This window comes from Chloracidobacterium sp. (genome assembly GCA_016711345.1).
GTDB lineage: Bacteria > Acidobacteriota > Blastocatellia > Pyrinomonadales > Pyrinomonadaceae > OLB17.
The window spans coordinates 3,495,922-3,508,062 of sequence record JADJTD010000001.1 but is presented as its reverse complement, the minus strand read 5'-3'; the positions used below and the strand labels follow the sequence as shown (position 1 = coordinate 3,508,062).

At 47.7% G+C, this 12,141-nt stretch carries 9 protein-coding genes; 7 read left to right on the top strand and 2 right to left on the bottom strand.

From position 1 onward, the window contains the following. Positions 1-102 precede the first annotated feature (102 nt). Genes IPL32_14795 through IPL32_14780 form a run of 4 tightly spaced genes read left to right on the top strand, consistent with a single transcriptional unit; the run spans position 103 to position 6,138 of the window. Positions 103-1,035, top strand: a complete 933-nt coding sequence (locus IPL32_14795) for an FHA domain-containing protein (protein MBK8467086.1) — start codon at positions 103-105, stop codon at positions 1,033-1,035. Positions 1,036-1,039: 4 nt separating this feature from the next. Next, on the top strand, positions 1,040-2,923 hold the full coding sequence (locus IPL32_14790; protein MBK8467085.1) for a hypothetical protein: 1,884 nt from the start codon (positions 1,040-1,042) through the stop codon (positions 2,921-2,923). 14 nt (positions 2,924-2,937) lie between these two features. Next, positions 2,938-4,704 (top strand): FtsW/RodA/SpoVE family cell cycle protein, encoded by a 1,767-nt coding sequence (locus IPL32_14785; protein MBK8467084.1) that lies wholly within the window; start codon positions 2,938-2,940, stop codon positions 4,702-4,704. Positions 4,705-4,743: 39 nt separating this feature from the next. Beyond that, positions 4,744-6,138 carry a serine/threonine-protein phosphatase gene (locus tag IPL32_14780; protein MBK8467083.1) on the top strand — a complete coding sequence of 465 codons (1,395 nt, stop codon included), beginning with the start codon at positions 4,744-4,746 and terminating at the stop codon, positions 6,136-6,138. Positions 6,139-6,242: 104 nt separating this feature from the next. On the opposite strand, the gene IPL32_14775 is transcribed toward IPL32_14780, so the two are convergent. Further along, positions 6,243-7,043 (bottom strand): RNA methyltransferase, encoded by an 801-nt coding sequence (locus IPL32_14775; GenBank protein ID MBK8467082.1) that lies wholly within the window; start codon positions 7,041-7,043, stop codon positions 6,243-6,245. Between the two features lie 71 nt (positions 7,044-7,114). Here IPL32_14775 and IPL32_14770 point away from each other — a divergent pair, with 71 nt between their 5' ends. From IPL32_14770 to IPL32_14760, 3 genes are all read left to right on the top strand, one after another. Beyond that, positions 7,115-8,677, top strand: a complete 1,563-nt coding sequence (locus IPL32_14770; GenBank protein MBK8467081.1) for an acyl-CoA carboxylase subunit beta — start codon at positions 7,115-7,117, stop codon at positions 8,675-8,677. Positions 8,678-8,776: 99 nt separating this feature from the next. Beyond that, positions 8,777-9,913 carry an alanine racemase gene (alr, locus tag IPL32_14765; protein MBK8467080.1) on the top strand — a complete coding sequence of 379 codons (1,137 nt, stop codon included), beginning with the start codon at positions 8,777-8,779 and terminating at the stop codon, positions 9,911-9,913. A gap of 45 nt (positions 9,914-9,958) precedes the next feature. Continuing rightward, positions 9,959-10,819 (top strand): YihY/virulence factor BrkB family protein, encoded by an 861-nt coding sequence (locus IPL32_14760; GenBank protein ID MBK8467079.1) that lies wholly within the window; start codon positions 9,959-9,961, stop codon positions 10,817-10,819. Positions 10,820-10,822: 3 nt separating this feature from the next. On the opposite strand, the gene IPL32_14755 is transcribed toward IPL32_14760, so the two are convergent. Continuing rightward, positions 10,823-12,133 (bottom strand): protein kinase, encoded by a 1,311-nt coding sequence (locus IPL32_14755; GenBank protein MBK8467078.1) that lies wholly within the window; start codon positions 12,131-12,133, stop codon positions 10,823-10,825. Positions 12,134-12,141 lie beyond the last annotated feature (8 nt).

The following is a 12,141-nucleotide window of genomic DNA, read 5'->3' as shown; positions in this document are numbered from 1 at the left end:
AACTATAGAAAGCAACAATTTCAATTACTTTTCTTTGAAGGGTAATTTGGCTAGAATTACAGCAAGATCAAGCAACTGTATTAGTTAGGCTCTCATCATTTAATGTCTGAACAAACGTCCGCACCAAAAAGCAAATTTTCAGCCGACTGGCTATTGCGCGGAGCTCTGACAAAAATTGGCGATTCATTTGACCGTCTGACCGGCCGTCGATGGGTTCCCTCAAGCAGTCTGGCTGCGAGTGAGCTGATCGAGCGTATCAAAAGGCTTTTGGATGCGGAGGTCAAAGATGTTCCCGGAAAAGGTAAAGTCGTTCCGCATAACATTCAGTTGAAAATGCAGTGGAATAAATTTGCCGAGGGTGATGCAATTGAAACGCTTCGGACCGAATTGCTTACCGCCACAATCGATCATATAAATGATTCTCTTTATTACACCGAAGCACCGGTTTCTTTTGAGATCAAACCCGATTATTTTATTGAAGGCGTAAAACTCTACGTCAGTTTTAACAAATTTGTAGATGAGGAGATTGACGTCGGACAAAACATAACGATTCCCGCGATCAATGTTACTGCTCCGCAAAGTCCGACCGAGCCGAGTTCTACATCCACCGTCCATACTTATGTTGCAACGTATGAGATCAACGGAAAGACAAAACAGACAACGCTAATTTTCCCTGTCGGCCAGCGTCGCAGCGTTGGGCGAACTGGCTCGAGCGAACTTGCTCTTGACGATGCCAGTATTTCAAAGATCCATGCGTCGTTGGTTGTCAGCGAAGACGGTTCCCTGTCAATTGCTGACACAGGATCGACAAACGGAACATTTATAAATGACACTCGTATCGCATATGGAAAAGCGATGCGCCTTGAAAAGGATGATCGAGTAAAGTTCGGCCTGATCGAGGTCAACTTCGAACTTGCTCAGAAACCCGATGTGCCAGTAATGAATGACATGACAGATGGTGAGACGACCGATGATGATATGTCTGTAACGATCAATGACACAAACATAGAAGACGTGTCCGAAAGCAAGCCATAAGCCGATGTATTCACTTCTGCTTCTCTTTATCGATTGGCAAAAACTGCGGCCCGAAAATCTTTTCGGCGGTCAGGTTCTGGAACGCACCCCGGCAGGCCTGACGATATTTTATTCGATCGGCATGGGGATTTTATTGGTTTTCTTGATCTTGGGCTTTGTTGAGAATTTTCGGCGTTCAAAATTTGTACTCGAGCGTGACCTCTCGCTCGAAGTCGATAAAAAGCTCGCCCGAACGGTTGCAAACAAAAGCCTGCGTACCTGGCTCGTAGTATTCGTGATCCTCGCGGTTTTCATCTTCGGCTTTCAAGTTTATTGGACAAGATTTGCCGATGATTCCAATGAACAATTTCAGGCATTAAGTTATAAAGACCTGCGAGTTCGCCGAACAAACGCCGCAACGCTCCGCGGTTGGATGCTCGACCGAACCGGAAGACTCGACCAGGCGTTGGCACATTACAAACTCGACACTGACGGTGACATATCGAGGACCTTCCCGCTTGAAAAAGAAATGGCTCATCTTTTAGGAACCGAACGCGGAACTCCCGGACTTGAGCGAGCCTTGTACAGAAGAGGATCCGATCCGATGCCCGAGGCTTGGGAGATCTTAACGAAATATAGGAAGCCAGAACCTGAAGATAAAGACGTGCGAATCACAATCGACCGCAACCTTCAGGCGTATGTCGCTCAGCAATTGGAAGGAAAAAAAGGCGCGATCGTCGTCATGAATCCGCAGACCGGCGACGTGCTTGCGATGTACTCAAATCCGTCCTTTAACCTCGCCGATGCTCAGACCACAGAAGGCTATCTAAAACTTGAGGCCGACAAAGCGAATAAGCCTTTGCTCAGCCGTGCGACCCGTGAATATTACTCGGCTGGTTCCACTTTTAAGACGCTTACAATGATCTCCGCGTTTCGCGCCGGAAAGCAGGACTTTCTTGGTTCTGATCTGCCCGCACCGGACTGCTACACGCCTTTTAAAGGCTCACGGCCAATCTGTGACGCGGGCGGAAGCTGCGATATTTGCGCGATCAATGTGCCTATTCGCGAAGGCTTCAAAGTGTCGAGCAACCAGTATTTTGCACAATTGGCAAATTTTCTCGGGCGCGAACGCATGGGAGAAACAGCAAGGCTATTTAGTATCGCAGCGGTCGACAAAAGGGAAGAAGCCTTGACACAAGGCTTCTTTTCCGATATCTGGAACACCAGCGATAAACGAATTTCCAACGCACTCAGCCCTGCCCGCTCGACGATGGTCATCGGTAAAGATTTGACTCTGTTTGATTTTGGACTTGTAGGCATCGGACAAGGATTGGCTTCGCAAATGACTCCGTTTCAAATGGTGCTTGTGGCTTCTGCCGCAGGTAATTTGCAGGGACAACTCATGCAGCCAAAGATAGAGTTCGATGTTCAACCAAAGATGTTTTCCCAGATTCTCAACAAGCAGCACGCCGCCGATGTTCGTGAAATTATGTCAACGGTAACCGAGGAGCCGGGCGGCACAGGCGGAGCAGTTCGAAGCGCTTTAGCCGGAACAGGCATTAGGGCCGGCGGCAAAACAGGAACCGCCGAAAAGGACGATGCTCCAAGATTTGATCCGAAAACCGGCGAGCGGATGTTCGTATCAAAAAAGAAGAAAAATGAAAATGGCGAAATGGTTGAATACAAAGAGTATTTGACCTTCAACCGAACGGATGGTTGGTTCATCGCTATCGCTCCGCTTGAAAATCCGCAACTCGCAATAGCCGTAGTTATAGAAGATATAGGCAATCGTTTTGGTGGTCAAACGGCTGCACCGGTCGCGGCGAATGTGATTCTAAAAGCACGGGATCTTGGACTTCTTGGTGATAAATTTAAAGTTAAAGCACCAACACAGCCAAAGAAAAGATAAGGTCAATTGATCAAGTGACGAACAAGACATCAACACATTTTTTCATCCTGGTGCTCATCGTCATCTTGACTGCGATTGCCCACTATTCGATCTTTTACGGCGGAATGATTCGCGGATATGAGACGAGCGGTCTGGCTGCTCTCAGAAACCTAGCACTCCTCTCGATACTCGCCATACTTCCCATATTTATAAAAAGATTTTTGAGATTCACCGGTAATTGGACGCTCTATACGAGCTGCGTACTGCTTTTTTCGATTGGATTAACGGTGCAGTACCGACTCTTTTCCGACCGTGAATATGTTGCCGACATTGATTCAGCCGATAGAGCACGAATTCAAAATTCTGATATTTCTGACAAAGAAAAATCGCGTGAATTGCTTCGCGCAAAATTGAGGGCGATCGCAAAAGAGCGGGATGCGAAGATCAAAACTCTCCAACTGCATTACATCCAGGAGAACTATTCGCCTGAAAAAAAACAGATGATGGGACTTCCGGCTACTCCTCCAAGCCCGGTTGATCTTTCGAACGAAACCCTGAGGCCGTCAAAGGATACACTTTACGGGATTGCTACATCAGGTCTTACGCTTATCCCGCTATTTGGAATTTTCTGTTTGGTAGCGGCTTTTATCGTAATGCGGCATGACGGAACGCTCAAATTTCTACAGAACAACGGTTTTCTGGTAGTTATCCTAACGCTCGGCCCGCTGCTGCTTGCTGCCATCACTTCCCGTGCCGGAAAGTCCATTGGTAACAGCACTCCGTGGGAACTGGCCAAGATACCATTTTTGATCGGCTTCGCAGCAATCCTCGCAGTTCTTTACAAGGATCTCGCTCGAACATACTGGGGCATCCCAAGAGCAAAAGATGTCGTTCCGCTTGTATTTATGGCGGCGTTGCCGTTCTTTCCATTTTTTGTGTTGAAGGATTTCGGGCAAATGATGGTTTTCGGGTCAGCCTATGCAACACTTTATTTGATAGCTATACGACGTTTTTCACAGAGGTTTGTGCTTGTCGGAAGCGTCCTTTTTATCATGTCGATCCTTGTCGTCGGAGCATTGCCCGACAACACGCAGTCAAAGATCCCTTTGCTTCCAACGCTGGCCCAGCCTTTTAAAGCAGTGCTCCCAAACCGCATTCAACAGCGATTTCATTTGTGGCTTGACGGTTTTGATCCGCCGCCGCCAGAAACTAGCTGGTGGAAAGATGATTACAATGATTATTTCGCCGAGCTTGCAAAAAGAGATCCTAAGCTGCCTCAGATGATCGAGGAAAATCCTGAATTGCAAAAAACGATCAACATCGATGCATGGTTTGATAACCTTGCTTTTCAGCCCGCCCAAGCGACATTCGGCCTTTCTTCCGGCGGAGTTACCGGACGCGGATTGGGCCTCGGCTATCCCGAATTGATACCGGTTTCGGATTCGGACTACATTTTTGCCGCGGTTGCTGAGGAACTTGGACTATTCGGCGGGCTGTTAATAATATTTGCTCTAATTGTATTTGTCGGAGCAGGCGTCCGGACCGCTCGCGACTCACGCGATATGTTCAGCAAACTATGCTGCGTGGGTCTTGCTGCGTTCATCGGCTTTCAGGCCTTGGTCAACATTGGCGGCATTACACGCGCCCTTCCAATGACCGGCATCACGCTTCCTTTTGTAAGTCATGGCGGATTTAGTCTTGTTACAAGCTTTATTATGCTCGGAATGTTGATGGCATTTTCGCACAGAAACGCCATTGATCACGCACGAGACGAATTTAATGTTGCACCTAATCTTACATAATCTAAGACATTGTATAAATTGATGTTATAATTTTGAAAAATGGCAGATAAACTCCACGTTATTTCGGCAGCTATCACAGATAGAGGACTAAGCGAAAAGCGGCCGCAGAATGAAGATTCATTTCTTGAAATGGATCACTTAGGCGTTTATGCGATTGCCGATGGAGTCGGTGGTGCGGAGGGTGGCGAGGTCGCATCGCAGATGGCGATGGAAATACTCGGTGAAGCCTTTGCAAATAAGCCAAATGGCATTGATGCCGAAGAAATTCTAAGGAATGCTATCGAAAGCGCAAATGCGGCGATCTATCAGACAGCACAACAACTATCTAAGCTGTCGAGTATGGCGACGACTATAGTCGCACTCAACATCTCTGAGAACGTAGCCACGATCGGACACGTTGGAGATTCGCGTTTGTATCGCGTCGATCCTAACGGTTATCTCCACCGCGAAACGGAAGATCACTCGATGGTCGCTGACGAAGTGCGAGCTGGCCGCATGACAGAGGAGCAGGCTGAAAATCACCCTGGCAAAAACGTGATCAATCGAGCGCTTGGTGCCGAGCCAACCGTTGAAGCCGATTTCAAGACAATTCTTATCGAGCCCAGAACGACATTTTTGATATGCTCGGACGGCATCACGCGTCATGTCAACGATAATGAGATCAAAAATATATTAGCAGGCGCCAAGGAACCAGCTGAGATTTGCGCACATTTGAAAACTTTATGTTACGAACGCGGAGCTGAAGACAATCTCACTGCTGTCGTCGTTAGATGTTTGTCAGACGCACCTGAAAAAGAGATCACAACCGGCGATCTGTCCGGCGAAGAAGATACGATCGCAACGGCTCGAACTTTTTCGGAACGTGAAAGTGATACAGATGACGCTCAAACAGAACCAAATATCAGACAACCTGCAAGTAACCAACAAGAACGCATAGAGATGTTCTCTGCCTATGAAACCGATGTCGATAAAACTGCTACTGGTTCATTGGGCGGTATCGCAACGGCGTTTGGAATGTTGCTGCTTGGCAGTTTGCTCGGCCTTGGGCTCTACCATTTCATGCTTGTTCCTACTCCCAAGGAACAGTTGTTTCCTCAGCTATCTGAAATGAAGTCGGAAAATATAGCAATGACTTCGTTTGAAAAGCTCCGCAGAACTGTGGACAATGATCCGGCTTCTTACTTAAAAGAAATTCCGCCTGCTCGTGACGCCGAGGATTTCTATTTACAGGGCAGGGCTAATTTGCTTATCGGCGACTATGTCAAAGCACGGGCTGCCCTGCTTGAATCTCAAAAACATTTATCGACCACTGACGCCTCAAACTCAAAAATTCTGGTCGCCGATATTGCTGCTGCTCTCGTAATCGCAAACGATGTTGAAATGCAGAGACGATTTAAAGGCGAGATAGAAAATATGTTAAAGGCCCAACCCTGATAACTGCCCGCTGTATCAGAACCGCCGAGCTTCTTCAAAACGGTTTCCGCCTAGGTTTTGTCGTGAAGTTTATATAGATTGAAAGCCGCGTCAGGACGAGCTTATTAACTTGTGATTTGACGTTTTGCTTCGAAAAGCAGAACGCCTGCGGAAACTGCTAAATTTAGACTTTCGACTTCATTTTCCATCGGAATTCTAATAGCATCCTCGATCAGTTGTAATTCAGCGTTGTCTAGACCGTGTGCCTCTGATCCAAAGATCAAAAGCCGCGGCTTTCTCCAATCAATGTCGGCATAATTCTTCAAAGAATTTCCCGCGGCGGCAGTTGAAGTCAGTTGAGTACTTTTCGACCAATGTAAAGTATTTTCAATATCCGTGTTTTCAACTATCGGCAATCGAAAAGCCGATCCCATAGCGGCACGCAAAGATTTTGGCGAAAACACGTTGGCAGAATTGCTTGAAATAATTACGCCGGCAACTCCGGCGGCCTCGGCTGTCCTTAATATCGCTCCAAGGTTTGAAGGATTATTTATTTCTTTCAGGAATACAACAATCGAGAGTAGCGAATTTCCTAAATTTGTCTCGATTGCAGAAAGCGACGTTTCGGGACGCTTTGCGATCATGATAATTCCCTGCGGGTGCTTTGTATCCGAAAGTGAATCTAATAGACGGTTTGGTATTACCGCAATCGCAATATTTAGCGCGGCGATCATTTCGAATAGCTCATCGTCAGCAAAGTCATCTGTCACAAAACAATCATCAATGACCAGGTTTGAACGCAAAACTTCTTCTACTAATCTGCGCCCTTCGATGAATATCTGTTCAGGCACCTTGCCGTCGCGAACCTTCCGAGCATTGACCAATCGCCGATTATCGCTGCTTGTTATTTTTTCTATTTCTCTCATTTCCTATCCAAATTTAATCATTTATAACGATTTTTTGAAATAACAACAAATAATAGTTAAACTTAGTCGATATGCAGCCCGAATCAAAGACCAAAAGCAAGATCGAACTTTTGAAAGCAAAGTCACAAATCGCCGAAGAAGGCGGCGGCAAAGCGCGGGTCGAAAAACAAAAAGCCGCCGGTAAAATGACCGCCCGCGAGAGGGTCGAATTTTTCCTCGACGAAGGCAGCTTTGAGGAGTTTGATAAATTTGTCGTTCATCGCTCAACCGACTTTGGGATGGAAGAACAGAAATTTCCTGGCGATGGCGTGATAACCGGTCACGGTCTAGTGGACGGTCGCGAGGTTTTTGTTTTTGCACAGGATTTTACTGTTTTTGGAGGGTCGCTTTCGGAAACTCACGCAGAAAAGATATGCAAGATCATGGATATGGCGATGAAAACCGGTTTTCCGGTGATCGGCCTTAACGATTCCGGCGGAGCTCGCATTCAGGAAGGCGTGGTTTCCCTTGGTGGATATGCCGATATCTTTCTTCGCAATGTTTTGGCGAGCGGCGTCATTCCGCAGATTAGCTGCATTCTAGGGCCTTGTGCCGGCGGTGCGGTTTACTCGCCCGCGATCACTGATTTCAACGTGATGGTCAAGGACACGTCCTATATGTTCATCACAGGTCCTGACGTTATAAAAACCGTCACGCATGAGGATGTAACAAAAGATGAGCTGGGCGGCGCGATGACGCATAACACGAAATCTGGCGTTGCTCATTTTGCGGCCGATTCGGATGAACACGCACTGCGAATAACTCGTGAGTTGCTCTCGTTCATCCCTTCGAACAATATGGACGATCCGCCATTTGTTGCAACAGAAGATCCTTCTGATCGCTCCGATGAAAAACTCAATTCGATGGTCCCCGAAGCATCGACGCAGCCTTACGACATTCGCGACATAATTAATAATGTCGTCGATGAGGGTTATTTTTTCGAAGTCCAAGAGCATTATGCTCCAAATATTGTTGTCGGCTTTGCACGTCTCGGAGGCTATTCGGTTGGTATTGTTGCAAACCAACCGGCATTTCTTGCGGGTGTTCTCGATATAGACGCATCTGTTAAAGCCGCCCGCTTTGTACGTTTTTGTGATTGCTTTAACATTCCGCTGATAACGTTTGAAGATGTGCCGGGCTTTCTTCCGGGAGTTAATCAGGAACATCAAGGCATCATCCGCCACGGGGCAAAGCTGTTATACGCGTTTGCCGAGGCTACGGTGCCAAAGATCACAGTTATCACGCGAAAAGCCTACGGCGGAGCGTATTGCGTAATGGCCTCAAAGCATATTCGTACAGACATCAACTTTGCCTACCCATCTGCCGAGATCGCGGTCATGGGGGCAGAAGGGGCAGTGGGCATTCTTTACCGTAAAGAACTCCTAGATATAACGAATCCGGAGGAAAATCGGCAGCGGATCGTCAACGAATTCAACGACAAGTTTGCCAACCCATATGTCGCGGCGGAACGAGGTTACATCGACGAGGTCATCGAGCCAAAATTAACGCGTCCTAAGCTCATTCGCGCACTTTCGCTGCTCCAAAATAAACGCGACTCAAATCCGCCCAAGAAACATGGAAACATACCGTTATAATAAGTCAGTCAGCGAGTTAATGCCTCACCTTATATAAACTATAACTGTATTGTTTTTGAATATGTTACAAGTATTTATTTGAGTATTTGTTTAAGTGCGATGAATCTGCAAATCGAAAAGCGTCCGACGCAAGCGTACATTGATCTGGATGCCCTCGCCTCTAATCTCCACGCGTCCAAAAAATTCATCGGGGAAGACATAAAGTACATGGCAGTCGTCAAGGCAGACGGCTATGGCCACGGTGCCGCAGCATGTGCCGTTCGACTCGAATCCGAAGGCGTTGACTGGTTCGGAGTCGCAATTCCCGAAGAAGGTGTCGATATCCGCAAAGCAGGAGTAAAATGCCCTATCCTCTGCCTTGGTTCCTTCTGGCCCGGACAAGAAAAGCTCCTATTCGAATATGACCTGACACCTGTGATCTACGATCTCTCGATGGCGAAACTTCTTGGTAAATTTGCTGCCAAGCTCGATCGCACCATTGATGTTCATGTGAAGATCGACACGGGAATGGGCCGCGTAGGGATCAACCATAGCGACGCAACACGATTTGCTCAAGAATTAAAAACTGTCAGAGAATTAAACGTTACCGGCCTTTTAACACACTTTGCATCTGCCGAAGATCCAAAAGAGAATCCGTACACAAGTTTACAGGTCGAACGATTTGAAAAAGCCTGCGAAGAATTTGTTTCAGCCGGTCATACACCAAAATTATTTGACCTCGCCAATTCACCGGGAGCTATCGCTCACCCTGAATCTCGTCGAAGCATGGTGCGGCTCGGTGGAGCCTTATACGGCCTCATAGACGACATTTTGCCGTCGGAAACGTCACGCCCGGTATTAAAGCCAGTGCTTTCACTTAGTTCACGAATTGCTTATCTAAGACAAGTTCCAAAGTGCCAAACTCTTGGTTATGGCCGCACTTTCCATACACAACGCGACTCGGTAATTGCCCTTGTGCCGATCGGTTACGCCGACGGCTATCCGCGCGGCCTGTCGAATCGCGGCAAGGCCTATATAAACGGCCACATTGCCCCGATCGCCGGACGCATTTCTATGGACTGGACAATGCTGGACGTTACGGACATTCCTAACGTCGCAATAGCCGATGAGGTTTTTCTGATCGGTGGAGGTGAGGGCCATGCGATCAAGGCATCTGATCTGGCGCGAGAACTCGACACGATCGGCTACGAGATCACCTGCGGTATATCGCCGCGTGTGCCTCGAATATACATCTAGTCCGTTTCCAATAACAAAACCGAAGCTCTGAGGGCTTCGAAGATTATGCAATCGACCGGCGAATTTACCTGGAAGAACTTTTTTAACCGGCTTTACGACCGGTCATTCGACGCCGACGTTTTTAGCCGTGCGGCGCAGGTAGCATTCTATTTTTCCTTCGCTCTTTTCCCGCTTCTTTATTTTCTTGTAAGCCTTTTCGGACTCATTCTCGTGTCCTCGGAAGGACTCAAAAGTGAGCTTTTCGTTTATTTGAATCGGCTAATGCCAACTGCGGTTTTCAATCTGGTAAAAACCACGGTTGACGAGATAGTGGTAAACAGTACTGGCGGCAAGGCAACGATCGGACTGCTAGTTACTCTGTGGTCGGCTTCGGCGGGCGTTGATGCTATTCGAAATGCTCTCAACGATGTTTACAAGATCCGAGACAGCCGCTACTGGTGGCGAACAAAGGCCCAGTCGGTCGTGCTTACGTTTGTATTTTCAATTTTAGCCACTGTAGTGGTTGGCGGAGTTTTTTATGGTTGGCAGCTTGTCCAATACCTTCTGGCCGGCCTCGGCCTAGAAGTAACTTCACCGTTCATACTAGTCACAATACAATGGATATCAATTGTGCTGCTCATGCTTCTAGTCAGCGAGATAATCTACAATCTGCTGCCTGATTTTAAAACAATTCGCTGGGTATGGATATCACCCGGCTCGATCGTATCAATTCTTTTATGGATATTTCTCACAGGCGGATTCAGAATTTATCTGGGCTATTTCAATTCGTACGACAGGACCTATGGCTCGCTTGGAGCCGTCATAATCATGATGCTCTGGCTTTATCTTACGGCTCTCACTTTGTTGATCGGCGGAGCGATCAATTCGGTGCTTGCCGATCTCAATAAAACTGACGTACCCGAATAGATCTCACACATCAGATGCCGCTGACAAAAGGGCCTCTCGCATTGCTCCGGCAGTTCGCCAGCGATTTTCAACGTGCTTTGCCAGGGCCGTCTCGATCACTGACGCAAGTCTTACAGGCATTTCGGGAATGCGTTCCTTCAAAGGGATAATCGGTTTTTCAAAGATGGCTTTAACAGTTTCAGCAATGCCTGCCTTTGGGTCGATGTCGAGTGCGTTGGTACCGGTCAAGAGAGCATAAGCAGTCATTCCCATCGCGTAAATGTCGGACGGCGGCTTTACATCCTTAAAGTCGCGAACCTGTTCGGGCGGCATGTAAGCGATAGTTCCGGCTACATCTCCGACCATTGTCACTCCGCTCATTCCTGTTTCCTTAAAGCTTTTTGAAAGGCCAAAATCGGTTAGCTTTGCGATGCTATTTGGAAAATTGCCGCTGATCAATATGTTCTGTTCCTTTATGTCGCGGTGGACAAAACCTTGCTTATGAGCGAAATCCAAGGCCGCGAGGGTTTGTTCGATGATCCTTACAACTTCCCTGTAGCCAAGTTTTCCGCCTCTAGTTTTCGCCAGACGCGAAGCATCCATTCCTACGACAAATTCGGTAACAAGATAAACGAGGCCGTTGTGCTTTCCGTGTTCGATGTACCTGACAATATTCGGATGTTGGAGCGAAGATGCAACTTCGATCTCGCGGAGAAAGCGCTTTAACGACTGCTCACTGACCGCAACCTCTGGGAGCAGCGTCTTGATAGCAACTACCTCTCCGTTGTCTTCCGAACGGGCGAGCATCACACTGCCCATACCTCCCTGTCCGATAACCCGAACCATCTGGTAATTTGGAACAGGTTGAGGATTCTTCTTTAACTCCTCGCGGCAATCATCACAGATGTAAGAAAGCCGCGCATCGGGATCATCCGCCTCAAATGCTGAACGAGCACGACAATTTAAGCACTCGACCGGAACCATTGAGAGTTGTGTACTAATGAACTTCTCTTTGTCGTTAGCTGAAGCTTCAACGCCGCTCGAAACCTCGACTTCGAGCACCGTCTCGCCCCCCTGAATCCTGTCACCACTTTTCAGATAGACTGTATCGACACGCATGCCGTTGACGTAAGTACCGTTCGTGGAACCGAGGTCGCGAAGAAATGCCTGTGGCGGCGCAATTTCAATGAGGCAGTGATGACGAGAGAAAAACCGGTCTTGCGGAAGACAAAATTGCGCGTCCTCGCTCCGTCCGATCATGAACGTATCATGCTGATCGAATGTAAAATCACGGCCTGTTTGCGGCCCTGCTACAACGTGTAAAGTTACGAGCATTGTCCCTA